Source organism: Wolbachia endosymbiont of Spodoptera picta (genome assembly GCF_018141665.1).
Lineage (GTDB): Bacteria > Pseudomonadota > Alphaproteobacteria > Rickettsiales > Anaplasmataceae > Wolbachia.
The window spans coordinates 732,153-759,036 of the sequence record NZ_CP067976.1; the positions used below are offsets into that span (position 1 = coordinate 732,153).

Sequence of the window (26,884 nt, forward strand, 5' to 3'; positions counted from 1 at the left end):
GGTTTAGAGGTAAAATATGACTGATAAAAAGATAGAAAAACGTAGTATATCTTTTGATGCTACAAAATCAAAATTTTCAAACGATAGGTTTCAAATAGATTCCTCATCTAATGAGTCAATAGATACCATTGGTAAAAAATTTAAGTATGAAGTGAAACTTCCAGGTGTTATTCACACTACAACAAGAAAAAATAATGTTGGAAGCGGATTAAATGAGTTAGATCTAAGAAAGAAAAATGAAAACTCTTTCAAGACACCAATAAAGAATATTGAAGAATCAGATAGTAAGAGAAACCAAAGTCATTTGCTGTTTCAGGAGGACTCATTTCCAGAACTACCAGCATGTGCATATAAGCCAGCACTGCTGCCAAAACCATCAAAAGAAAAAATAAAGGAAGCTGTAGATAAAATGCGCAATAATAGAAAAGCTCATAATTCTGCAAGTGTTGAAAATGGTGTTAGTTCAGACAGGTTCAAAGTGCGCCCGTTCTTATGTAGTGATATAGATGGATATGTAGCTCCTGGCAAACGTGACCGTAATCTAGAAAGGTGTAGGGTTACACATGATAGCAGTAAGCTTGAAGCACAAATGGAAAGAAAGCATGGGTTTCAATCAGATCCAAGTGTTAAGCATGTAAAGGCTGATACTGTAGTATGTTCTATTACTAAAGGTCATGACAAAAAAGGCGTTAAATCTGATGTCTCATATACACAAGAGCCTACATCAGAAATGTCTAAGGTCAATGTGAGAGAATTAGCAAATAGGTTCCGCGGCTAATCATTATTGGATTTTTCGAATAACAATTGCTTAAGATTTTATAAACTGTGCATATAGTACTCTATAAGAGAAAGAGAAGTGTGACAGCTTCTCTCTTTCTTAACCACTTGCTGAAGAACGTTTATCTTCTGTGGCATCTGGTGATGGAGCAACTAATCTGCTCAAAATCTCATCTTTTGGTCCCATATCATAAATAACACCATCTGACATGATAATCACTTTATCAACTACGGATAGTAACGGTAGCTTATGAGTGATGATAACAGTGGTAGTATTTTGCTCTCTTGCAACATTGATTGCATTAATCAAGCGCGCCTCTCCATTACTGTCTAAGTTAGCATTCGGTTCATCAAGCACTAAAAGCTTAGTATTACCATAAAAAGCCCTTGCAAGTCCAAGAAGCTGTTTTTGGCCACCAGAGAGTATTACTCCTCCAGGTCCTCCTATTGTTGTATCATACCCATTTGGTAAGCTCAGTATTAATTCATGTATTCCTGCAATTTTTGCTGCTTTGATTATTTCTTCAGGATTTGGATCTGGTCTCATGCGGGCAATATTAGCTTTAACGCTCGTGTTAAATAACTCAATATCTTGAGGTAAGTAACCAACATAATTACCAAAGTTTTCTCGATTCCAAGTATATACATCAGCACCATCTAGTCTGACTACACCTGATATGGGTTTCCAAACACCAACGGTTAGTTTTGCAATGGTCGACTTACCAGAAGCACTTGCACCAATAACACCAACAACATCCCCTGGTTCTATTACAAATGAGATTCCTTTTACTGTTGGCTTATTGCTCCCATAAGGAGTAAAAAATACCCTATCAAATTCCAACTTCCCTTCAGGCTCTGGTAGAGCCATAGTTTGCTCTCTTTTTGGAGATGTTAGGATAAGTCTTTGCAGCCTGCCATATGACATCTTGGCTTGATTTAAAAATTTCCAAGTATGAACTGCTGCATCAAATGGAGCCAATACTCTACCCATCAAAATCGAGGCAGCAATAATGCTACCGGCAGTTTTGTGAGCTGTGATTGCAAGTAATGCACCTGTTCCAATTACTGAAATTTGGAGAGTTGAACGTAAAAATTTAGTAATACCAGTAATTACATTAGAACGATTCTGTGCTGTGACTTGCATTGCACGATTTTGATCATTCCGTTTACACCAATCAGAAACTATAAATTCTGACATACCCATAGCCTCAACCACCTCTGCATTTCTTGTTGCAACATCTATAGCATTAATATTACGTATAGTTTCTTCATTGGTTTCTCGCAATATACGCTTAGTGGCAAGTTCATTCCATACTGCCATTGAAACTAATATAATGATCCCGGCAATAGCTATAAACCCTGTAGAGGTATGTATCATAAAGATCACAACAAGGTAAATTAGCGACCATGGAGTATCGAACAGTGAAAATATACCATTTCCTGTAATGAAATTTTTTATTACTCCAAGATCTCGTATTGCTTCACCACTTGAAGTTGAGCTTTGTACTGATGTTAACCTGATTGACCTTACTATTAGATCTGGTGTTGCAGTTTTATCAATCCAATCACCAATTTTAGCCATAGCTAAATATCGACAAGTTTCAAGCATTGCAGAACATGCAAACGCAGATAAAGTAATAATCGTCAGCATAACTAGTGTTGACACACTCTCGCTCGATATCACTCGATCAAGTACCTGAGAGGTATAAAGTGGCAAAAATAACATTAACGCATTAATCCCTGAGCTAAACCAGAAAATAAACCAAAACGCACTCTTGCACTTCTCTAGACAAGTATATAGTATACTTTGCTTTAATTCCTTTTTTATTGACGGAGTGATTTCCACAATCTTCCTTTTTATTTAATTATATTTACCATATATAGTTTTTATTTCAAAAGTATTAACAGTTATTGCCTTGCCATATCATTAATGTAATAAAATATTAATGATATGCAAATATAAACTTTTTCATGGAAATTTAGCAAGGCGATCTAATTTCTTCTCTACTATAACCTTATACGATAGCCTTGCCAATTGTTCTACGTTTTTCTTATCTACTACTAAATGACAGTTTACTAGAATGCTTACTATCACTCCTCTGAAAGTTGATGCTATCAGAGTCAGTGACTACAATCTGCATCTCTTTTCCTCTTTCTATATGATCAGGAAGTATTATATATTCCAATGATCTAGCTGTAATTGCTCTTTTTCTCACACAAGATGGACTTGAATATACCCTTGGTCTATATCTTTCGAATTTAAAACAGTCAACAGTAATTCCCTCCTCAAAGTTAGAAAGTATTAGAGATGGAGATTTACTAACTTCCTTATCACTCACAGAATTATTTGCACTACCATAACTCACATGACGCGCTGCACTATGATTGTTACCACACTCTTCTCTTGAGGTTGAACCGCTTGGATTAAAAGGAGTCGAAAATATTGAATACCCATTGGTATCACCAAATCGTTTTATCAACCCACAGTTTTCTTCATTCATTTTTGTAATATTCTCGTGATTAGCACCTTCTGATAAGCTTGATGAAGCAATAAGATCTTCTTTTTTCTTACTAAAGATATTGCCTATTTTTAGCTTAGTTGCAACATTCTTGAATTTGTTTTTCGGAGCTTTTGGTTTAATTTCTGGATGCTCATTTATAGTAATTACACATGATGGATTATCTAACTTGTCCATTGTATTTTGTACTCTACTGTTGCGTCTTGAATACAGACTAAGTTTTGTTGTTAAATCATTCAAAACAGGTGAACTTTTTCTACCTTCTAAAGACTTATTCGAACATAGTACTGCACTACCACCCCTACTCATTTTCTGAGGAGAAATATTGAGTTTGTCTTTACTCTCTAATCTAGTCTCATGCGTAAACTTGTAAAGTTCATTTTCCAATCGTGAAATATCTTCTGCATTCTTTATTAATAGTTCCAATATTGAGTTGTATTCCTCCAAATCATGATCTCCTACTTTTGTCTTAGCTAACTTTCCTGTAGCCTCTTCAATTCTGTTCATTTTTTCAGTATAGTTTTCTATCTTACGTTTAACAGGTTCTTTTTGAAGGCCAATCACTAAGTTGTATAAGATAAGTAAAAATGATATCGAAGAAAATGCAATGGAAATCCAGGTAGGAATTTATTCCTTTTCAGATTCTGCATTATTATACTTAACGCAAACAGAAATAATCACACTTGATATTGACATGGCCAGATTATAGTAGTCTAGAAGCTTTTTGCTTCTTTCTTGATCTTCCATATTAAGTTTATCATATTTCCTTTTTTTGTTTTCCCTTATTTCATAAAAGAAATCTAAAAATAACCTCAAGATATTTGTGTCACCATGTTTAAAAGCATAATCTAAAGCTGTTTTTTTTGCATTATCCTTTATATCAAAATTTATCTTCTTATTTACAGTTTTCTCTCCGGTGCTGATTGTTAGGTAGAATAAGGCTTTAATAGCTTTTTCCCTTAAGTGCTCATTTTGTTTACGCTTTTCTAAAACCAACTTTTTCAAAAATTGACCTTGCTTAAAATCCTCATTTATAGTTTTTTCAAAATCATTATCACTCATTACAAGATAGTGTAATGCTGTTCTTCCAGATTTAGATACAACATTTAACATTTTCTTATTATAGGGGTAATGATTATCTGTCATAAAATATTCTATTAACTCAGCATTAAGGCTCATGGCAGCTAAATGTAGAGGTATAAGCCCTTGACTGTTTGTGTTAAAAAGTGGTACTGTATTCCTAATAGTTGACTTGGCAATACTTTCAATAACATACTGAGAGAATTCTATGTCGTCGGCAAGAGCAGCCATGTGTAACGGTGTATTGTTATTTTCATCATATAACACTTTGATGCTAGCAGCCACCTTTTTACCTACAAGTTCTTTTGACACAAATTCAAGACATTCCTTATTGCTGCTCAAAATAGCTGCAAATAACAACCTTTTTTGTGTATTTTGTTCTAAAAAAATACCCTTTGGGCTTTTTTTTACCAAATACTTAACGCATTCTACTCTTCCACTGAGAATAGATAAGTGTAGTAAAGTTTGTCCATCCTTATTTTTCTTACTTAATATTTCTCCCACTCTCTCTTTTTTAAAAAGGTGCTCAAGGCATGATTTATTACCAACACGTGCTGCCATATGAAAGACGGTGTCACCGTTGCTATTCTCACGCAAAACCTCTTGATAAACGTCAAATTTCTTCTCTTCCAACTTTTTTTCTATCATGCTTAAAAACGATAAATCAAGTTGGGCAGCAAAATGTAAAGGGGTGTTTCCTTCATTATTACTCTTATTTACTTGCATGCTTCTGTCTACTAATAGACTCACACATTTTTTTCTTAGTTCTGTTTCTGCATTACTCGATAGAGCTAAGTGTAGGGCCATATTTCCTTTGCATGTTTCTGTGCTTAAATCGTAATCAGGAAATTTCTTGAGTAAAGATGTTAGACAATCATACTTCCCGTACATTGCAGCTAAATGTACAAGATCTCTTCCATAATCACCTTTGGATTGAAGTATGCTATTTCCTATATTTTCATAAAATAGCTCTATACAATATGAATTACCATGTATAATAGCAATATGTAAGGGGGTGTTACCTTGTTTATTCTGAACAATTTTTGCACCTGATTTAATAAACAATTTCATTAGCTGGTTATTTCCATGTTTTGCAGCTATATGCAATGGGGTGTTACCATCTACATTTTCTTGATTAATTTCACTTTTTAGTCTACCTAAAAATTTTAGATGCTCTATAAGAAAATTTATGGCATTTTCTTGAGTTTATGAGTTACCTACAATCTTATGAAAAGGATTCTCATTATATTTATTTTTTAAAAATTGTACTTGATTATCAATGAAGAATTCTATGCACTCAGCATTTCCAGATTGCACAGCATAGTGTAATGCGTTATTTCCATATTTATCTGTTTTAATTTTCTCTCTATCAAAAATTCCTTTTGCTGTCAATATTTCTTTTAAATATTCTAGGAGGTTAGGACTTCCGCTTCTGGCAGCATAGTGTAACTCGGTTTTATTATTGGCAGTGCAACTAAAATCTGCTTCATTTTCTATGAGAATTTTCAAGCATTCTTTATTGCCAGATTTAGCCGCATAGTGTAGTGGTGTTTTACCATCTCTATCTTTATTCCTTACTGCTTCTTTAATGTTAAAATTAGAATTTTCTATCACAAAATATAAAATATCTTCTTTACCCGACTCAGCTAAATAATGTAGAAGTGTTTTATCATTACTATCTGCAAAATTCTCCAATTTTATAATCAATTCTCTGCCCATACCAAGAATTAGAGATACAGCTATTTCAACATGAATATCATAATTCCTATTTTTCTTTTGTTCTTTCCCAATTCTTTCAATAGCCACTGTTAATAGCGAAGAACCATCATTACTTGTTATATTCCATCCATCTTGACGAAATTTTTCAGCTAATGAATCACTTATATTTTCTGCTAAAATCCTGCTTTTTATACAATCAAGATTATTAGTACATATATTATAGTTTTCTTCTTGAGTTACTTTATTAATATAATCATATATGATTATTAGGTCTTGCTTATTGACTTTATCTTCTGAATTGCCTTGTAATGAAGAGAGGTCTATCTTACTAATTGCTCTGACCATACCAACGTTTCCCGCAACAAATAAACCTGAACTGAGTGTCTTTGCGCTTGTACTAGATTTAGCTTTGAAAACACTAGTAACTGTGTCAAATTTATTTTTGAACATACTGCACCTCATAAATAATAATGCCGGTAGTGAATAAGGCTTTAGTAGATACCACTGTAATTTTTAAGCCTACAAAAATTCACCAGCGGCCGCATTATATAGTAGATAATTTTTTGTGCTAGTAATATTTTTCTAATTCCCACTTTTGCCTTGGTGCAAAGTCAAGAGAGTCTACATAGTTTCTCTGTAACCTTTCAATTCCTGTCCATCCAACCATCACTGCATTGTCTGTACATAAATTGCTTGGAGGAGAAAGCACGTTCAAGTCTATGTGCTTTTTTAATCTCTCTTTCAGGAAATTATTTGCTGCAACTCCACCAGTAATTACAAAATCATTGATTTTAATATTTAAAGATACAGCGATACCAATAGCATTTCTGACTCTATCGAGTAATATGTCGCTAATACACTCTTGAAACGAAGCACACATATCACACACATCCTGTTCACTCATTACAAATTCTCGTGCTAAGTTTTTTACCGCTGTTTTAATTCCAGAAAATGAAAAGTCACATCCAGAACGTTTTATCATTGCTCTTGGCAGCTTAAATCTCATACCATCACCTTTTTTAGCTAACTCTTCAATTAATGGACCTCCTGGATAGCTTAGACCCAGCATCTTAGCGACTTTGTCAAATGCTTCTCCTAATGAGTCATCAAGCGTTTCTCCAAGTTTGATGTATTTACCTACATCCTGTGCAATTAAAAATTGGCAGTGACCACCTGATATCAGCAGGACTAAAAACGGAAATTTAACCTCATATAGTAGCCTAACAACTAACGCATGTGCTTCTAAGTGATTAACTGCAATAAACGGTTTTTGTGTTACGTGTGCAATTGCTTTAGCTATCATTGTACCAACTATTAATCCACCTATGAGTCCTGGTCCTGATGTTGCTGCAATTGCATCCAAATCACAAAAATTAAGGTTATATTTTTCCATAGCACTTTTTATTAAACCACTTAAATGCTTCATATGAGCACGTGAAGCTATTTCAGGTATTACCCCACCGCGTTTTTTGTGCTCCTCCTGAGAAAGAATTTCGTGAGCAAGGACTTGCTTATTACTATTTACAATTGCTGCTGCAGTTTCATCACAGCTTGTTTCAACAGCTAATATAGTTTTCATATATATTTGAACTCTTTAATTGTGAGAACTATAACTTGAAATGTTGAAGAAGTGAACTTTGTTCTGTTAAGCTAATTATCATCTCCAAATATAGAACCAATTTTTTTACTCCCAGAGGAAAATTTATTAGTCCAACTGCTTTGTACTTTGTTTATATCTTTAAAGGCAGTTTTATCGCTATATTCCTTTACTTCTTTATCTATTCTCTCCATTATTTGTAGATCCAGGTAGCTCTTTTTCCATTGGTTAGTAGCAAGAAATACTTTATTTAAATCTTGAGTGCGAATTAGATATTCTTTATCTTTAGGATAAACTTCCTGAGCCCAAGAAAACAGCTCAAAATAGCGTGCGAATAACTCAGACGCACGTGATTTTGGAGTTTGATAAGCTTGTATCTCTTCAAATATAATTTGACCAATAATTTTTTGTACCAGAATATTTGACTGCTTTAAGTTCTGCTCAATATCCTGATAAACTTTATAGAGAAATTCTTGCTCTAAGCTTAAGTTCAGTTCATTTTCAACCATATGTGAAAGTTCATGTACTATGATGTAAGGATTTGACCTTCTTAGCACAATAACATACTTATTTAAACCAGAAGAACGAATTGTCTTACACACTCCCTCTTCCATATCCACTAATCCTTCTTGATATATTTCAAACGAGAGTCTATTTTGCTTTATTAGTGACAAAGTGAGGTTTAATGTATTTCTAAACTTCTCAAATTGATAGAGATATTTGACATATTGTATTACGTTTTCACTATTTCCTACTTGAGTTGCTTGTTTTATTAAGTTCCTGATTAGCATGCTTCATTATTAAAGGAATTTTCTTTATGCTCAAGAATTATAAAGTGTTTTCAGGAAGTATAGCTAAAAAAGTTTAATTTACTTACATTCCGCTACTTATTATTAGCCAAGAGGTATCACGTCAGTATGACTTAGGAATGTGCTAGATATAAAAGTGCAATATCAAATATATTTTACTAAAAATCAATCAACTTTTCACATGTTTGCTCTTCATAAAAGAAGCTCAATGTTATCGTAGTACCAAGTTTTGCTTCACTTTGAATGTTGAAAGTCCCACCCATTAACTCTACTAATTTCTTGCTTAGAGGTAATCCGATACCTGTGCCTTCGTTTCTATATCCCGAATCTGCTTGGCCAAAAACGGACATAACTTTATATATGTCCTGCTGCATTATCCCTATTCCATTATCATGAAACTCAATAGTTAATAAATTTTTTTCTATATTCTCTTTAATAATCATTCTTATTAAACCACCTTGAGGAGTGAACTTGATTGCATTTGATAACAAATTTATTATAACTTGCTTCATTCTTTTGGGATCGGCGATAACTAATAATTGTTTATCAGATATCTCTTTCTTTAAACTAATACCTGTTTCTTTTAGTTTAGGTGATAACATTTTTAAGCACGAATCTATTATCTTATTCAGATTAAACTTCACTTTCTCTACTGTTAAACTACTTGATTCAGCTTTAGAAAAATCGAGCACATCATTAATCAAAGCAAGTAAATGTGTACCAGCATTATATATATCGTCTACGTATTCCTTGTATTCAGAGTGATCTACCGAACCTAAAGTTTCATTTTTGATCAACTTTGCAAATCCAATAATAGCATTAAGAGGTGTACGCAACTCATGTGTAACACTTGCAAAAAATTTTATCTTATTTGCATTTTCTTGCTCTAATGCCTCTTTAACCCTTTGTAATTCAATATTAGTTTTATGCTGCTTGGCTAGCATTTGGGTGTTGGAAAAGTGCAAATAAAGCATTATTAGTATTAAGATAACCAGTAATAAGCCAATTAATATTGAAAATAGACTATATACCATAATATAAGAGTCATTATAGCTTTGAATGATCTTCAAAAAAAATGAAGGCTTAATGTCATCTTCATGAAATATAGGGAAAGTAGAAGTTAATGTATTTCCTGTAGCGTAAAATATTTCTTGATTGCTTAGCAATTTATCAATTTCATCATTTGTAAGCAACTGCTCATAGTCATGACCTTGAGTATTAAAATTACTGAAAATTACTCTGGCATTTTGATCATACAGTATTAAGCTAAAATTTCTTACTTTGCTTACTGATTGTAACAATTCAGCACGCAATTTTACCAACTGGTTTATGTAATCAAAACTGTTATATTTAATATGATGTTTTTCTATTAGTAAATAATGATATTTTTTTATTATACTATTTTCCAATAGATCTTTTAAGTTTGCATTTGAATTACGGTAAAAAGAAAGAAAATTATTCTTTAATGAATAATTGCGATATATTGTGCCCAATAAAACCACAAAAATTAATAAGAATAGCGAGATAATTTTTGTATATCTATTTGTTTTTAGTGTAGTAAACATTAATTTACTTAATTTATACATATTCTTCTCATTGTGAAATAACGTCTTTTATGGTATTAATAAAAAATTAGCATATCATACTTTTATGACAATTTCTCCTATCTTGCCAGTTTATTCTCCTACTAACATAAATTTTTCTTATGGCAAAGGTATTTACTTGTATGATATCGATAATAAGCGCTATATAGATTTTCACTCTGGAATAGCTGTTAGCAGTTTAGGTCATGCTAACCCACGATTAACTGATGTCCTAAAATTACAAGGAGAAAAACTATGGCATATATCAAATACCTATAATATATCTACTGCCAACAAATTTGCAGAAAATTTAATAAACAACAGCTTTGCTAATACTGTATTTTTTGCAAATTCTGGATCAGAAGCAGTGGAATGTGGACTTAAAATCGCTAGGGCCTATCAAAATGGAAAAGGTAATAAAAATCGCTATAGAATTCTAACATTTCATGGTGCATTTCATGGAAGGACATTTTTAACTTGTACAACAAACGATAGACAGAAATTTTCTGAATTACTGAATCCTTATATTGACTGGTGTGATAACATAGAGCCCAATATTGAGAGTGTAAAGAAAGCAATTTCTAATGGCATAGGTGTTATATTAATAGAACCAATACAGGGACAAGGTGGTATTAAAGTAATGAGTGAAGTCTTCATGAAAGAGCTAAGAGAACTATGTAACGAAAACAACATACTGCTATTTTTTGATTGCGTTCAGTGCGGTGCTGGCAGGACAGGAAAGTTATTTGCATATGAACACATAGGAATTAAGCCTGACATATGTGCTCTTGCAAAAGGAATAGGAGGAGGTTTCCCTCTGGGGGCTTGTCTTGCAACTGAAAAGGTTGCTAAGTACATGGCGGTCGGTATGCATGGTTCTACTTTTGGTGGTAATCCACTTGCAACTTCAGTAGGTAATGCTGTATTGGATGAATTGCTCAGCCCTGGCTTCTTAGAAAATGTTGAAGTTAGAGGTAAGTCTTTAAAAAACAAACTAGAGGACTTAGCAAGCAAGTTTCCAATGATAGAAGAAGTGAGAGGGAAAGGGTTGATGCTAGGAATAAAAGTAAAAATGAATAACCAAAAATTTGCAGAAGAGCTAAGTCAACGTGGTTTACTTACTGTTGGAGTAACATCAGATAATGTTCTGAGAATCTTGCCTCCACTCATTATCACTGAAAAAGAGATTGATGAAGGTATTGAAATCCTCACTCAGTATTTATCTGAAAAGTTCTAGTTAAAAATTAAACCTTCCTGCTCACTAGTTGTTGGCTGTATCAAAATTGCAGATAAAGCAGTAGCTACAACTTTATCAGCTACTTCATTTGTACACTTTGCCTTTTCCTGTTCTCTTATCAGTGTAAGCTCATTTATATCACTTAGTGAGTCAAATTTTGTTATATCCTCAAATATAAACGATTGCACGATGTCTTTCGGAATATTGAAAAAAGCCGAGTTACCAAGCGATAATGTCATATCTAACAAACTTTTCATTGAGCCGTTTCTCAAAACACATTTAGACAGTTCTCCTAAAAGAATTGGCACTCCAAAAATAAAAAATGCTCCTCTCACTAAATAGGTCGTTATTTCATATAACAATGCACCACACAAGAGTGACAGTGGTCCAAATACTATAAAACCGCAAAGTAAAGGCAATGGTCTGACCTGATGATATTCTACCTATAAGCTCCATTGAAATTATAAACCCAATAAGTAACATAGCTCTACCTAGATATGTCCTTTCTTTAGAGCGTTTGTTAAAGTTTTTCTCACGTAACTTAGAAAAATCATTGTTAACTCTGACTTCAAAAATATTATGGTTGATTTTTAATTTTAGCTCTAAGTCCTCTATTCCATGATGCCACTTATGACACCTTACAATTTCATCAATTATCGTACTAACTTGATTATTGATTTTGTATAATTTGCTTTCTTAATATAAGTTGCCTTGATAATATTTTTCTCTCAAGTCTACACAATTTAAATTCTTTAAATCACATAAAAAATCTTTGATTTCTTGTGCCATTTTATTAGCATCATCTTTGTAGCCTACAGCTTTCAAAATTGTTACCAAGTGTTTATTTTCAATTTGAGCAATTGTTCTATCTAATGCACGTATATATTGCTTGGATTGAAAATATGAGATGATTTTTTCTTTACATCTATCCTCATTGCCTTCGTACAAACTATTTCTTTTGAAACTGCTGTCATGTTCTTTGGCAATTTCTAATGCATGAACCAATAAATTTTGCGCCTTCACACTACTTTCACAGTGACAGTTTCTGATTATGTGTACATACGCTCTTGCACTGGTATCTCCAGATTTATCTATATTGTACGCTTTAGCCAAAAAGACTAAATAGTCAAACCCTGCCCAAAGATAATACATTACCTTTGTTATAGCACTCCCCACAGAAAATAAAGCTGAGCGTGTGCAAGATAATTTACCGTTGTTTTTAATTCTGTTCTCATATGAACGAAGGTATGCCTCTGTACTTTTTAAAATCCTACGTGAATCTTGTTCTGTCTTTTTGACATCAAAATCATTTATATCATGAACTTTTTCATACATTTCTTTTATCAAATCACTAGAAAACTTCTTCAGAGCTGAATCATCAATATTTCCTAATGCATCAATATTTTTACTAATATAGATTTCTATTTTTCTTCCAAGTTCTTCTCCCATTCTATTTTTTAGCAACTTATTGTATTTATTAGTAGCTGGAAACAAAACTTTCTGACAAAATTTCTGTGGTTCGTTTTTAAAATTTGCTAAGATCTTATTCACAAATAGCTCAACTTTTTCACCTGCAGCAGCGAAAAACCATGATTGTCTGCTCTCATTACGCTCTCTATTTCTTCCAAGATTCTGTAGGGCTTCAGATGGATTATTGAACTGACTAACCGAATCTGCAAATATTGATACAACATGATTATATTCACTATCAAATCCACGACCTTTCGATCCATCTATAACCGTTGTCAACGCATATTTAGCCAATGAATCAAAATCTCTTTTTTCATAATCACAATAAAGAGCTCGATATTTACCTATTTGATTACGTATTATCGCTGAAAAGGGTCTATTTTCTCCAATACCAAGATCATTTTCCCAATTCCTGCAAAGATACATTTATTTTGTTTGCAGAAATCAATGAGACTATGTAGTATACCTTCCTCTTTTTCCATGAGGTCATGGAGCTCTTTGCTTAAGCGCCAATTATCAACTATTAAGCTGCATTGCTCATTATCACTTTTACTCAGTGCTTCAATTACTGTCTTTATTTGCAGTAAGAGCTCATCTCTAGCAAATTGCTCACTAAAGCCTTTTCTCTCTAGGTAGCTTATAATATTGTTATCATTAGTGGTGCTAACATTCTTTTTAACATCTTCTATCAATTCACTCAAACCTTCTCTTCTTTTTTTATCTAAGGTAATATTATCACACTTCATTAAATATAAGAGAGTAAGATCGATCATTGAATGCATTACTCTATATTTTAGATATTCAGCAGTACTACTGAAATCCACCTTTTCTTTTAATTCAGATATCTGCTCTTCTGTCAAACTAGGATGTTGCTTTTTAACGCAGTTTATAAAGTTTAATTGACGTAATTGGAGCCTGTAGTCTTGATATGACATTCCTTCAGGCTGAAATTTATTATACACTTTATAACGTGTACTACCTTCATATACTAAATTATCTCTACCCTGCAACGCAAAGTTAAGGTTAACTATACTATTTACATCATCAACTAAAAGCAGAGCACTTTCTCCAATTGGGCTTTGCACATTCCATCTTATAGAAGTTAATAAATCATTGTTATCGACAAGTTTACTGTAATTAAAAACTTCTTCGCTTTCTTCAACATACTCATGAGCTGGACTGGATTTTTCTCTAGTAAATAAGCTACGCACGTTAGCAAGAAATCTAGAGAGCAGTTCTCTTGATTCCACTCCAGTTGCTTTAGTTAGCACCCACCAAACTGGCAACACTACCATACCAAATATAAACATAGAAATTGTATAGTATAGCTGCCCAATCAAAGCAGAATACAGCCAATAATCTGAAGTGAAACCAATTACGGCAGCAACATTACTATTTATAATAGGAAACAATATAGCTAAAGATATGATGGAGGTAGCAATGTTCACTACAAGTGCTTGATTGAAATTTGTTATCCTATTGGTTTTTGCAATAACACTTGCTGTTTCGATGGCGTTTGCAATACAACGTCTACTCAATCTTGTCGGGCTGATAACTTTTCCGCATCTATTTAAAATCCTTCTCTTTGGTGTTGCAGTGAGGTAAGTCGTAGGATATTTCTCATCAAGCTTGCACATGTTCTCAAAATCCTGCTGCTTGTTAATACTGTCTGCTTCATCAACACTAATCCACAACTTGGTATTTTGGTCTTTAAATTTACGATCATTTTCTTGCTGTAATAACAGGTCATGTGTCACTATAATTGTTGTAGGTTTAGTTGCCTTCAGTGCATTTTTAATTTCCTCAGCAGTTTTAGGTGTCCTAATGTTTACAGTAAATGCACTGCTCATCATTTTTTTAGCTTGATTCACTAGGTCACTACTTGGTACTGCAACCAGATGATGAAATCCTGCTTGGGCTAGTACATGACTCAGTATTCCAATGTCGTAAGTCTTACCAAATCCAGTTTCTGCATCGATCATAACATTACAGTTAGCAATGGAAGGGTTTTTGAGATGTTCCAATATCCCTTTAACAACAGATTTACGACGTGCTACTATTATAGATTCCTTTGTATCATCAAGTTTTATAGATTCACCTTTTAGCTTGCAGTTGATTTTTTCTAAGCTACTTATAATACTTTGCCTTTCTTGATTACTGATAGAACTCACACATTACCCGCTATAATTATTACAATATTAATTGTATGTTAATTCAATAAATTGCCAATTCTATGGACAAAAAGCTGATTTCAACTATCATATTAATATGAATATATGCCTCGGAATAATTACTTCTCCCCATGGAATCAAAGGAGCTGTCAAAATAAAAACCTTTACTGAAAAGCCCGAAAATATTTTCCTATATGGTGAACTAATAATCGGAAGTGAAAATTATAAAATAAGCTTGGTGTCTGTTGTCAGTAATAATTTAGTAATAGCAACAATTAGCGGTGTGAATTCCCGTAATGAAGCAGAGCTTTTAAGAAATAAAAAGTTATATATAGAAAGAGATAAGCTACCACAGTTAAATGATGAGGATGAATTTTACCAAGATGATCTTGTGAATATGGAAGTAAGACTAGAGAGTAATGAATTATATGGCTATGTGAAGTCTGTGAATAATTTCGGCTCGGGGGATATATTAGAAATTTTGGTTATCAGCACAAAAAAAAACATTATGTTATCTTTTACTAAAGAAGTATTTCCATACATCAACATGAAGGAAAGGTATATAGTAATCAACATGCCAGAATTCATTGGCCAATAAAAATTTTGATATTTGTATAAAGTTATTTATAATAATCAGACCAAATTAAAAGTGTAATTATGGCAGAAAGGGCTAATGATATCAGGCCAGGTCAGGTACTAGAACATAACGGTGGATTGTTTTTGGTTGTAAGTATTATGCATACTCAACCTGGTAAAGGTGGTGCATATATACAAGCTGAAATGAAAAATATCCAAACAGGAGCAAAGTACTATGAGAGGTTTCGCTCTGATGCAACAATCAGAAGGGCAATTTTAGATGAAGAGGAATATGTTTATCTCTTTACTGAAGGGAATATCGTAAATCTTATGCATCCAAGTAGTTACGAGCAGATTGTTATAAATTTAGACTTATTAGGGGAAAAGAAGGCTTATTTGCAAGATAATATGAAAATTAAAGTAGTAACTTATCAAGATAAAATAATTTCTGCACATGTGCCTGATCACGTTACACTAACTGTAAAAGAGACAGAGTCTGTTATCAAAGGTCAGACTGTTACTGCTTCTTATAAGCCTGCAATTTTGGAAAACGGAATACGTGTTAACGTGCCTCAATTTATAAAAGAAGGGGATAAAATTGTATTACATACTCTTGATAACAGCTATTACGAAAGAGTAAAAGAGTAAATGGCCATTTCATCACCACGAATCAATGTGATGCTTGATTCTGTACGCAGTGCCTCCAAGCAGCTTATACGTGATTTTAATGAATTGCAAATTTCAAGCGTTAAGTCAGCAGACTTTATCAATAAAACTTATTCGAAATCCAAGCAACTTATGTACGATTGCTTGAAAAACTACAACCAGAACTATGACTTTATTTTTGAAGACAATGTAGGCCAAGATCTAAAAGAAGGCAGTTATACTTGGTTTATTATGCCTATAGAAGGCAAGGAAAACCTTTTTAGTTGTATGGTTTATTTTGCAGTATCAGTTTGTCTCATTCATAAAAACAGAGTTGTAGCAGCTGTGATTGATGCTCCAGCCCTTAGAGAAACTTTCTGGGCAGAGGAAAAGAAAGGAGCTTTTCTTGAAGATTTCAAATCTCGCCATGTAAAAATGCGGATGAAAGCTCGTGAAGGGGGAATAATAGACATAAGTGGTAATTTGTTAAATAAATTACCACTTGACAATAATAATCTACGCTCCCTTGGCTCAACGGTACTAGGTTTTGCATATCTTGCTGCCGGAAGATACAATGGAATAATTTACTCTGGAATTAATAAATATAAAACTTCACTCGGTAGGCTTTTTCTGCAAGAAAGCGGTGGGAGATTAAGGGAAGATAACGCGCTTGTCATTGCTGGAGATATAAACTAAAGTTCATTCAAAAGAGCAAAAGTCACGTAGTGAAAATAATAAATGGTCTTACCTACCCCTCATTGCAGCAGGGTGGCAAAATAAGATAGACGAGAAAAGACAACTATAGGAACAAATAGGTGTCATTCCAGCACGTGACACTAGAATCCAGATTGTTTAGACTGGATCCTATGGTCAAGCCATAGGATGACAAAAGAGTAAACTTTACCTGTGTGAGCTATAGATCCCAGTGTTAGCTACTTTCATGATAAGAAATAAAGCACTGATTTTGTACATTAACTATGCTTTTAAATAGATACCTTATTCTTGGCAACTTTAAACTCAACAACAGACACAAACAGATAATTTCTCAAAAACTTTTACAAGAGATTTTGTTAAATGCTCTATCATTTCATTTGTATGGTAAGGCGTAGGAGTAATACGGAAGCGCTCAGTCCCCTTTGAAACTGTTGGGTAATTTATATGTTGTACATATATTCCATACTCATCAAATAACAATTTTGATGCTTTTTTGGACAACTCAGGATCGCCAATTATGATTGGAATTATATGAGTTTCTGTTTGCATAAAATTCACTCCTGCGTTTCTCAGTGAGTCTTTTACCTTTTCAACAGACTGCTTTTGCTTCTCTCTTTCAACATTGCTCGATTTTAAATGCTCAACGCTTGCCTTTGCTGCTGCTGCTAAAACGGGTGACATAGCAGTAGTAAAAATAAATCCTGGGGCTGAACTTCTTATTACATCCACCAAGCTCTTTGAAGACGCTATATATCCACCCATCACTCCAAAAGCCTTTGATAATGTACCCTGAATAACAGTTATTCTATCCATCAAACCTTCTCTTTCTGCAATTCCGCCACCGCGCGGTCCATACATGCCAACTGCGTGTACCTCATCCAAATAGGTAATTGCATTATACTGATCTGCTAGATCACATATCGCTTCAAGCGGTGCTACATCACCATCCATTGAGTATACAGATTCAAGTGCTATTATTTTCGGCGTTTTTATATCTATAGACTTTAGCAACTGCTCTAAGTGATCAACATCATTATGCCTAAATATGTGCTTCGGTCTTTTTCCTGATTTTATACCTTCTATCATTGAAGAATGGTTTTTCTCATCTGAAAAAATTACCACGCCCGGAATAACAGACGATAAAGTACTAAGTGTAGTTTGGTTGGCAAGATAGCCACAAGCAAAAGTTAAAGCAGCTTCTTTTTGATGCAAGTCAGCCAAAGACTTCTCGAGCTCAACAACTTCCTTTGTTGTACCTGATATATTTCTTGTTCCTCCAGCACCAACAGATGAATTTTGAATAGCAGCAATGACACTATCGTTTTGTGACATTCCCAGATAATTATTACTGCACCAGACAATAACCTCTCTATTTCTTTCATAATCCATAATATAGGGAAGTTTGCCAGGTAATGACGCAAAATGCGTGAATTCACGATAGCGCCCTTCTTCTTTTATATCTTTGATTTTATTTAAGAATATTTCTTCGTAGTCTACCAAGTTTTTATCTATTAACAACCAATATAATTATAATAAATTATTAAATGATAGACTACTATATTTATTACTTAGACTGACATTCTTCTGTCTGCATAACCTTTTTGACCTGATTATCCTCAACTAAGCTTTTAGGCCTATAGCAGTACGTAATTGTAGCTGCAATAAGACAACAAACTGCAACTGCTATTCCTATTGCTAACATTTCCAAGTAAACTGCAACAGCTGCTCCTAAGGCAATAACAGTTATTGCAAGCGCAGAAGCAGCTACGACATACTTTTTTGTGTTTTGTGGATCATTCTTTAAATTTCTTGGTACGGTTGCTGAATAGCCTAAAAATGACATAAATTCCAAAAATCCCTTATTTCCTCGTTTTTTTGCCATATCTAAAGAGCTTTCTTTCAAAAGAGTATCTAATGGTGTATTAATAATTGGATCATTTTCTAAATACGGGCTTGCACCATTGTCTAGTAGCAATTTTGCAGATTTTTTACGCCCTTCATTTATTTCTCGATTATAAGCTATAACATGCAACGCAGTACCAATATTATTGCTTTGCATATTAACATACCTTTCTTTATCTTCTGCTGCACTTATTAAAATAGCAACTACATCAGGATGGCCATTATCAGCAGCTAAGTGCAGTACAGTTTCATCATTATTATTCTGTAAATAAAGACCTGCATTGTTTTGTAAAAGTAATTCCACCATTGCCGAATTACCTTCTGCAGAAGCGTACATCAAAGGAGTAAAGTTATACCGATCTTTAGCATCAACTGTTGCGCCACGATCTATTAGCAATTCCGCAACATCTAAATGTCCATAATACACTGCTTCATATAAAGGAGTTACTCCGCTGCCTGTACTACTCACTGAATTAACATTTGCACCGTTATCAAGTAAAAGCTTCACAAAATCTTTATGACCATTTCTAGCAGCTAAATGAAGTGCAGTGTCACCACCTACTTTTGTTTTTGATTTAATCTCAATATTTGCACCACATTCTAGTAAACGCCTGCCAAGCTCAACATTACCTTTTTGTGCTGCAACGTGTAAACGAATAAATCCATCATTATCATAATCTGTGAAACGTTCATTAATATCGTCTAGTAAACTTTCCCTACCAGCTTTTAATTCCTCAGGAATGATAAGTGTTACTTTACCATTTTCATACTCTACTTCACCGTTATGAAATTTAAGTGTGAACTCTAAAATAGCATCAACCCTGCATATTTCCCTATTTGTATCAAGTTCCCTGACAGGCATACTTGGACAATACTGAATATTGAGAGAACCTTGGCTATTATATACAATACTTATCTTTCTATCGTTGGCATGAGGCAAGCTTAGTTTATGCTTAGAGAATATAGGAGAGAGCTGCATTAACAAAGAGCCATCATACCCAGCCTGATTGCAACTAGTAATTAACTCTTCCAGTATATAGTCATTTGGAACTTCTGCTTTAGCATATTTAAAAATTTCCGTAAAAACATACTTTGCAAACAGACGTTTATCATCTCCCTCATTATATTTATCATATAACCCTTTAATGAAACTATTATCTATAGTGCGATCATTGATTACAAAAAAATCCGTTCTATATAGGTCTTGATAAGCTGTGTTACCAGACTTTACATCTTCATCATTCTCATTTGCCTTTACTTGACCCAGCAGAGATTGTGTTAGCTGAAATTCTAACGTAGTTACTGCACTAGATTTAGTATCAGAATTATTAACGCCAGATTCCTCTTGACTTTCATTACCTGAATCCTCAGAACGACGGCGCTCTTTTTCCTCTCGTTCTAAAATTTCAAACCCTTCTTCAGTTCCCGAATCCCTAGAATCTGATTTCTTTAAAATTTTGTTTGATTCCTGTGATACAAAATCTGAACCTAACATGTTTTTCCTCCTAATTAGTAGCTAAGCTAAGTGTAGCATTAAATGGCAATTTTGTCAACTTAGCAAGCATCTCTTCGTAGTCCACCAAGTTTTTATCTATTAACAATCAATATAATTATAATAAATTATTAAATGATAGACTACTATATTTATTACTTAGACTGACATTCTTCTGTCTGCATAACCTTTTTGACCTGATTATCCTCAATTAAGCTTTTAGGTCTACAGCAGTATGTAACTGTAGCTGCAATAAGACAACAAGCTGCAACTGCTATTCCTACCGCTAACATTTCCAAGTAAACTGCAACAGCCACCCCTGAAACAATACCGGCTATTGCAAGCGCAGAAGCAGCTACAACATACTTCTTTGTATTTTGTGGATTTTTTTTGAGGCCACTTTTGCTGCTTTGCTCATTAATTCTTGGCAATTCTGTTTTTGGCTGTCCATTTCCGTTAGCAACTTGTTCTACATGCTTAGTAGGTTGATTAACGTTAATATTATTATTAACATCTTCAATTTCAATCGAAAGAAGTTCATCTTCACTTGTTAATTCTACTCTTAAAGTACAAAGAACAGAATTACTAGAAACAGTACCATTAGCTGTTGCTTCAGCTTCCACTGTGTCAATTACAGATATTCTTGTTTCATGACCTTCTTCACTAATTTTTTCAAATGGAGAATTACTATTAGAGTCTGAGGAAGTTCCGGCAGAGCAATCACTTTTATTACCTTCAAGTTTAGAAAAATTATCATCTTCAGAACTCAGTGATGGTGAATCTGATTCACGTTCTTTAACCTTTTCCACAGGAATTTGTTGACCACTTGCATTAGCTTCTACATCATTGCCTACTGATGATGCATCAATATGCTCGAGCTCGTTTTTAAGCAATGCTATTATTTGTGCAAGATCCTCTTTCTGCTTACCCTCTCCCAAGCTTGTCATCTTGTCATTTGCTTGACTCAAGAGCTTCTGTAAAGTGGATTTATATACACTATCATCTAATTTCTTTAATAAATCTATCATAGTATCACGATTGATTCTATCGACAGCATCAGACAATTTTTCCCCTATAATTTTTTCATTTCCAGGCATTTTACCCTCCTCACAATTATTACCTATAGCTTCTTCTATTGAAGCCTCTTCATTATTCATAATATTCTCTACTTTATCAACAATGTTTCTTTGCGGCTGTTGATTATCAATATTTTTGGATTCTGGATCTTTTTTAATATTTAAATGCAAAGGTGTTTTATCATCTAAACCTTCAAGAAATTTTGTGATTTTTGATTCACTAGAAGATTTTTCCCTGTTTTCTTCCCTTACCAAATATAAACTTTTCGTTCCTACCAGATCTAAAGCTGTTTTGCCATCTCTATCTTTAATGTTGCAATCAGCTCCCTTGTTTACAAGTAATTTTACTATTTCGAATTTATCATGGTAAGCAGCCCAATGTAAAGCTGTTCTGCCATGCCTCTCATCTTGAACATCAACATTAGCACCATTTTTAATAAGCAAGCCGATTAATTCTAAATTATTACGTGCCACAGCCCAATGCAAAGGTGCATGCCCTGAATTGTCTATACTATTAATATCAGCAATTTTATGATTAATAATAGTCTTTGCTACATCTATAAAATCTTGTTGTATAGCATAGTGCAAAAATTTTTCTGACATATCAGAAACTCTAGACCTGGCTTCAGTATCTTTAAATTTATCTAATACCGCTTTCACGCATTCTTGATTACGAATAGACAACGCCCTTCGAAGTTTTTCACATATGCTATGCCAAGGTAGAATAGTACTTCGATTTTTTTCCAAATCTTCTAATAAAAGCTTAGTATAGCGCTGTCCACCAACACCAATAAGTAGCCTATCGAGCCCTTCATCTTGCGTAAATAATATACTTTTATGCGTTTCTGCATACCTTTCCACAAGTGTGTCATCAGCTGCAATGGCTAGTAGTGAAAGCTCTTTTACTGAATAATTATAATAACCATTTGTTTCATCATAGCTATTATTCAACAGCACATTGTGCATATGATCAGTCAAATTAAGCTGTTGAGAGCAAAAATCCTTCAAATTACCACAATTCAAATCAGTAATAAATCTATCGCTTTCCTCTATATTATTTATAGTTTTATCTAAATCTGCGTAATCACCATAATTTTTTGCTTTATTTATAACGTCTATTAATCCATCAAAGGTTAAATTTTCAGGGATAATGGTAAATTCTTCTTCATTATGCCTTGGTTCTATATTAATCTGATCTTGAGGCCAAAATAACTCTGTTGCTACAACTGCTGTAACTTCTGCAACACCTACCAATACATTCGCAACATTACCTAAAATGCCTGGATCAGTAACTACTTTGTTTGCTACTTCACTACTATCAGATGAACTCTCAGTAATAGACAAGTCTTCAGCAGCAAATGACTTAGGTCCTTCATTCATATTTTTCTCAAGAGTCTCTGTAATTCTATTATCCTCATCTTCGAAATGCCTATTTATTTCATCTAACAAACTTTTGCCATCAGCTTTGTAATTCTCTAATTGTTCAGGAATGGCAAATGTTACTTTGCCGTTTTCATACTCTACCTTACTATCTCGAAACTTAAGGGTGAACTCTAAAATAGCATCAACCCTGCATATTTCTTTACCCAGTTGCTTAACAGGCATATTTGGAAAATATTTAACGTTTAAAGAATCCTGATCACTACAGACAATCTCTATATGTCTATCATTAGCATCAGGCAATTGCAAATCGTGTCCCAAAAATATAGGAGAGAGCTGCATTAACAAAGAGCCATCATAACCAGCCTGATTGCAACTAGTAATTAATTCTTCTAATAGATTATCATTTGGAATTTCTGCTTTAGCATGTTCAAACATTTTTGTAAAAACATGTTTTGCGATTTGGCGTTGGTCATTTTGATTACATTTATCACGAAGCTGGCTAACGAAATTCTTGTCTATAACTTGACCATTAATTACAAAATCCATCCTGGGTAGATCTTTGTAAGCTTGCTTGCCAGAATTTGCATCCCTATTACTCTCACTTGCCTTTACTTGACTTAGCAGAGATTGTGTTAGTTGAAACTGTAACGTAATTGGTACACTAGGTTCAACATCAGAATCCCTCACATCAGCTTCTTCTTGACTCTCATTACTTGAATCTCCAGAATGGCGACGCTCCCTTTCTTCTGCAGTATCTACTGCTGGCGGCATGAGCCCACCAAATAAATTCCAACCACCCATGATTTACCCCCCGACCATTAGCTAAGTTAATTATAGCATTAAACAGAAATTTTGCCAAGCAAATTATTGAGTCTTTTAGCAAACAGACTTACGTCTTCCATCTCTTCACCTTCCACTATACAAGCTTGATAGAACAATAAGTAAATCATATCTCCAAGTGTTGGATTTTCACCATTTTCAGCGTGAGATTCCATTATGTTTCTTATCAAAGGATGCTTAATGTTAATTTCAAGTACTTTTGGCGTGCGGTAATTTAGCTGCTTCTGTTCACGTAAAAAACGCTCCATACGAAGATCCATAGTTCCTTCATCAACTGCTAGACACACAGGACTATCGGTTAATTTCTTAGAGATCTTTACACTTTTTACTAAGCTTCCAAGAACCTTGGTGAAGTATTCGAGTATAGAATCCGCGTTTTCTTCGCTTTTGTTTTCATCTGATTTATTTTCTTCATCTTTCTTACCTTCTTCTGAAGAGAATTTTTCTAAATCAACATCAGCACGAGTTACAGATTTAAATTTTTGATCTTTATATTCATGAATCACGCTAGTCCAGAAATCATCAACTGGATCAACAAATAGAAGCACTTCCAATCCTTTGCTGACGAATCCTTCAAGTTGTGGACTGTTTTTTACTGAATCGAGACTATTTCCTGTGAGATAGTAGATATGTTCCTGTTCAGGCTTCATTCTGCTTATATAATCATCAATGCTAACTAGCTTATCATCACTGGTGCTATGAAATCTGCAAATGGAAAGCAATGCTTCTCTTTCATCAGTTGGCATAGCTTCGCAAAGACCTTCTTTTAACACCGCACCAAAATTGCCCCAGAATTTTGTGTATTCCTCTAAATTATCTTTTGCTTTTTTGCCGAGCTCTGATACCGCGCGTTTAGTTAGGGATTTCCTAATCTGCTCAACAACGCGATTATTCTGCAGTGTTTCTCTGCTGATGTTAAGAGGCAAATCTGGTGAATCAACCACACCTTTCAAGAAACGCAGGTATTGTGGTATAATTTGCACATTATCTTCAGTAATAAATACTTTATTGACATATAACTTTACAGAGCAGCGTCTATCTGGATGAAACAAATCATAAGGCTTGATAGAAGGAACATAAAGCAAATTCGTATATTCTATTGCACCTTCATTTTTATTATGCAGTATCATCCAAGGCTCACCACCTACGTGCGCAACACCGCGGAAGAAGTCGTTGTGCTCTTCTTGAGTAACGTCATTTTTTGGCTTAGTCCAAATTGCAGCTTTGCTATTTAATTTTTCACTTTTCCCTTCTTCATTTACAAATTCAACAGGAAAATTTATGTGATCTGAATAAGTAGTAACAATGTTTTCAATACGGAATTTGTCTAAAAATTCGCTTTCTTCAGGACGAATGATGAGCGTAATTTTTGTTCCACGAGAGATTTGACCATCTAACTTGCTGATTGAATATTCTCCATCTCCTTTAGATTTCCATACCCAAGATTCTTCTTCTCCGGCTTTCCTTGACTCTACTATAACTTCTGAGGCAACCATGAAGCTTGAATAAAAACCAACACCAAACTTTCCAATCAGTTCTACAGCTTGGTTTGAATCTTTATTATTCTTAATTGCATCCAAGAATTTTTGCGTACCAGAACTTGCAATCGTGCCAAGATTATCTATTAAATCTTGCCTGTTCATGCCAATTCCATTGTCGGTTATATACAGCTCATTCTTATCTTTACTGGAGCTAATAGTAATCTTCAATTCATCGCTTGAATCTAGTAAATTAGGATTTAATTGCGATTCATAGCGCAATTTATCACATGCATCTGATGCATTTGATATTAACTCACGCAAGAAAATATCCTTATTGGTATAAAGTGAATGAATTACTATATTTAGTACTTTGCCTACTTCAGCGTCAAATTTTAAACTTTCAGTTTCTTGTATGTTGTGCATTTTGAGCTCCATTATTAGCCTGCTATTCTAATAATTTAAGTATTGCACAGCGATCTTTCAAGGTCATATATGCTAAAATTTATGTGAGCCAATTTGTCATGCAAGCTGAAATGATAAGAAGAGGGTTCTGTTCTACAATTCTCTTTATTCTTAGAATAAGATATCTCTTATTTGCTTCAAAGATTTGTGAGTCTTTGATTCTTTTTCTTTAAAAGTAGTCTCAAGAGAAGTTTTAAGATTTTCCCATTCTTCCTGACCGTTTAGAATCAAAGCGCTCTCAATCTTCTCCAGTGCCTTCTGAGGTGATGAATATAATTCCTCATACAAATCAGTGTTTACTGACTGTAGTATTACTAAAAATGTAAATAAATTCGGATCAATTTTCGCATAACATAGCTTTATTTTCTTTACGCAGTATTCTATTGCCTGCAATGATAATGAGAAGCTTTCTGCATAAAATATAAAGCTATCTATAATTAAGCTCTTTGATTTTTTCGGCAATTCAATATTTTGAAACAGCTTTCTTGTAAATTTCTCTATTGGCTGTTTTGGCAAATGCAAAGAGAGATCAGTAAAAGATTTTAGGCTGAAATTTGGTCCAAGTATTGTGCTGATTGCTCTTTGCACGTTACTTTTATCTTGACTAACAGAGATAATGAAAACCAGTCCCTCAACATCAAGCATGTACTTTATGGATTCTAAAAAATCGACAATGAATTTGGGGCGGCATATATCAAGATTATCGACCATTATATAAATGTTTTTACCTTTTCTGATTTTGTTAACCACATCTGCTAGTTGTATTTTAAAATTTCTAATGTTCTCTTTTCTCCTTTGGAGAAGATTTAATTCACCCAAGACAAAACCTATGTCTTTCTTATCAGCCTCTTTTGCAGCATCGAGAAATACTGAAAGCATAGCGAGTGGAGATTTACTGATTAGCTTTCCTAATGTATTGAGAGAAAATAGTTCTTGTTTTATGTTTTTGAACTGCTGTATAACACTTCTTTTTACTTCGTATGATTCAAATAGATCCTCAAACAGGAAATGCAAAAAAGAAGGCAATGGTTGATCTAGCGCACTAATATCCCATGCGCTGTAATAAGCTGCAATTTCATTTTGCTGCTCTAGATCCTTTACCCATTCTTTCAAAAAAAATGTCTTACCCCACTCATTATATCCTTCTAAGGATACGATCGAAAAAGACTGATCAATTGTCTTAATTATATTACTAAATCTACTTGCAACTTGCTTATAGCCTAAGCAATCACCTTCCCAAGTTATTACCTTGGGTAGATGTTCCGTTTCTTTTTTTCTGAAGGTTATTAGGGATGTAAGTTTTTTTAAGCACATAAGACTCTTACACTATATTTTACTATAGTATTTTATA

Annotated in this window: 20 protein-coding genes; 5 read left to right on the forward strand and 15 right to left on the reverse strand. The window is 33.8% G+C overall.

Going from position 1 to position 26,884, the window contains the following annotated elements; all coding sequences use genetic code 11:
- The first annotated feature begins 16 nt into the window (after nt 1-16).
- Nucleotides 17-778 (forward strand): hypothetical protein, encoded by a 762-nt coding sequence (locus JKF54_RS03205; RefSeq protein WP_211907529.1) that lies wholly within the window; start codon nt 17-19, stop codon nt 776-778.
- A gap of 99 nt (nt 779-877) precedes the next feature.
- Here the strand turns inward: JKF54_RS03205 and JKF54_RS03210 are convergent, their stop codons facing one another.
- The 7 genes from JKF54_RS03210 to JKF54_RS03230 form a co-directional block, all read right to left on the reverse strand.
- Nucleotides 878-2,623: a type I secretion system permease/ATPase gene (locus JKF54_RS03210; protein ID WP_211907530.1), complete on the reverse strand. Its 1,746-nt coding sequence runs from the start codon at nt 2,621-2,623 to the stop codon at nt 878-880.
- 205 nt (nt 2,624-2,828) lie between these two features.
- Complete coding sequence (locus JKF54_RS06390) at nt 2,829-3,860, reverse strand: hypothetical protein (protein ID WP_246433094.1); 1,032 nt, start codon at nt 3,858-3,860, stop codon at nt 2,829-2,831.
- A 63-nt stretch (nt 3,861-3,923) separates the two neighbouring features.
- Nucleotides 3,924-5,567: an ankyrin repeat domain-containing protein gene (locus JKF54_RS06395; RefSeq protein WP_369800773.1), complete on the reverse strand. Its 1,644-nt coding sequence runs from the start codon at nt 5,565-5,567 to the stop codon at nt 3,924-3,926.
- 15 nt (nt 5,568-5,582) lie between these two features.
- Nucleotides 5,583-6,545, reverse strand: a complete 963-nt coding sequence (locus JKF54_RS06405; RefSeq protein ID WP_246433095.1) for an ankyrin repeat domain-containing protein — start codon at nt 6,543-6,545, stop codon at nt 5,583-5,585.
- A gap of 118 nt (nt 6,546-6,663) precedes the next feature.
- Entirely contained in the window at nt 6,664-7,674 is a 1,011-nt protein-coding gene (gene tsaD, locus JKF54_RS03220; RefSeq protein ID WP_211907531.1) for a tRNA (adenosine(37)-N6)-threonylcarbamoyltransferase complex transferase subunit TsaD, read from the reverse strand.
- Between the two features lie 71 nt (nt 7,675-7,745).
- Nucleotides 7,746-8,483, reverse strand: a complete 738-nt coding sequence (locus tag JKF54_RS03225; protein ID WP_211907532.1) for a WD_0702 family putative metalloprotease — start codon at nt 8,481-8,483, stop codon at nt 7,746-7,748.
- 176 nt (nt 8,484-8,659) lie between these two features.
- Nucleotides 8,660-10,087: a sensor histidine kinase gene (locus JKF54_RS03230; protein ID WP_211907533.1), complete on the reverse strand. Its 1,428-nt coding sequence runs from the start codon at nt 10,085-10,087 to the stop codon at nt 8,660-8,662.
- 64 nt (nt 10,088-10,151) lie between these two features.
- Between JKF54_RS03230 and JKF54_RS03235 the strand changes: the two genes are divergently transcribed.
- The gene (locus JKF54_RS03235; protein ID WP_211907534.1) at nt 10,152-11,321 is read left to right on the forward strand and encodes an aspartate aminotransferase family protein; all 1,170 of its coding nucleotides are present in this window, start codon (nt 10,152-10,154) and stop codon (nt 11,319-11,321) included.
- Here JKF54_RS03235 and JKF54_RS06410 read toward each other — a convergent pair.
- The 3 genes from JKF54_RS06410 to JKF54_RS06420 form a co-directional block, all read right to left on the reverse strand.
- Nucleotides 11,318-11,578 carry a hypothetical protein gene (locus JKF54_RS06410; protein WP_246433096.1) on the reverse strand — a complete coding sequence of 87 codons (261 nt, stop codon included), beginning with the start codon at nt 11,576-11,578 and terminating at the stop codon, nt 11,318-11,320. The two genes, JKF54_RS03235 and JKF54_RS06410, sit on opposite strands and share 4 nt — an antisense overlap.
- A gap of 439 nt (nt 11,579-12,017) precedes the next feature.
- Nucleotides 12,018-13,217, reverse strand: a complete 1,200-nt coding sequence (locus JKF54_RS06415; RefSeq protein ID WP_246433097.1) for a hypothetical protein — start codon at nt 13,215-13,217, stop codon at nt 12,018-12,020.
- A complete protein-coding gene (locus JKF54_RS06420; protein WP_246433098.1) occupies nt 13,151-14,962 on the reverse strand; it encodes a DEAD/DEAH box helicase in 1,812 nt (603 codons plus the stop codon). The genes JKF54_RS06415 and JKF54_RS06420 overlap by 67 nt, the downstream gene beginning before the upstream one ends.
- Before the next feature lie 97 nt (nt 14,963-15,059).
- Between JKF54_RS06420 and rimM the strand changes: the two genes are divergently transcribed.
- Genes rimM through JKF54_RS03255 form a run of 3 tightly spaced genes read left to right on the forward strand, consistent with a single transcriptional unit; the run spans nt 15,060 to nt 16,879 of the window.
- Complete coding sequence (gene rimM, locus JKF54_RS03245; RefSeq protein ID WP_006014540.1) at nt 15,060-15,560, forward strand: ribosome maturation factor RimM; 501 nt, start codon at nt 15,060-15,062, stop codon at nt 15,558-15,560.
- Nucleotides 15,561-15,619: 59 nt separating this feature from the next.
- Nucleotides 15,620-16,186, forward strand: coding sequence for an elongation factor P (gene efp, locus JKF54_RS03250; protein ID WP_211907535.1), 567 nt, complete (start codon nt 15,620-15,622; stop codon nt 16,184-16,186).
- Nucleotides 16,187-16,879: an inositol monophosphatase family protein gene (locus tag JKF54_RS03255; RefSeq protein ID WP_211907536.1), complete on the forward strand. Its 693-nt coding sequence runs from the start codon at nt 16,187-16,189 to the stop codon at nt 16,877-16,879. It begins immediately after the preceding gene.
- Nucleotides 16,880-17,200: 321 nt separating this feature from the next.
- Here the strand turns inward: JKF54_RS03255 and hemA are convergent, their stop codons facing one another.
- From hemA to JKF54_RS03285, 5 genes are all read right to left on the reverse strand, one after another.
- The gene (hemA, locus tag JKF54_RS03260; RefSeq protein ID WP_211908736.1) at nt 17,201-18,397 is read right to left on the reverse strand and encodes a 5-aminolevulinate synthase; all 1,197 of its coding nucleotides are present in this window, start codon (nt 18,395-18,397) and stop codon (nt 17,201-17,203) included.
- 64 nt (nt 18,398-18,461) lie between these two features.
- Nucleotides 18,462-20,294 carry an ankyrin repeat domain-containing protein gene (locus JKF54_RS03265; RefSeq protein WP_246433099.1) on the reverse strand — a complete coding sequence of 611 codons (1,833 nt, stop codon included), beginning with the start codon at nt 20,292-20,294 and terminating at the stop codon, nt 18,462-18,464.
- A gap of 152 nt (nt 20,295-20,446) precedes the next feature.
- Nucleotides 20,447-23,551: an ankyrin repeat domain-containing protein gene (locus JKF54_RS03275; protein WP_211907537.1), complete on the reverse strand. Its 3,105-nt coding sequence runs from the start codon at nt 23,549-23,551 to the stop codon at nt 20,447-20,449.
- Between the two features lie 38 nt (nt 23,552-23,589).
- Nucleotides 23,590-25,494 carry a molecular chaperone HtpG gene (gene htpG / locus JKF54_RS03280; protein WP_211907538.1) on the reverse strand — a complete coding sequence of 635 codons (1,905 nt, stop codon included), beginning with the start codon at nt 25,492-25,494 and terminating at the stop codon, nt 23,590-23,592.
- 150 nt (nt 25,495-25,644) lie between these two features.
- On the reverse strand, nt 25,645-26,847 hold the full coding sequence (locus tag JKF54_RS03285; RefSeq protein ID WP_211907539.1) for a KAP family P-loop NTPase fold protein: 1,203 nt from the start codon (nt 26,845-26,847) through the stop codon (nt 25,645-25,647).
- Nucleotides 26,848-26,884 lie beyond the last annotated feature (37 nt).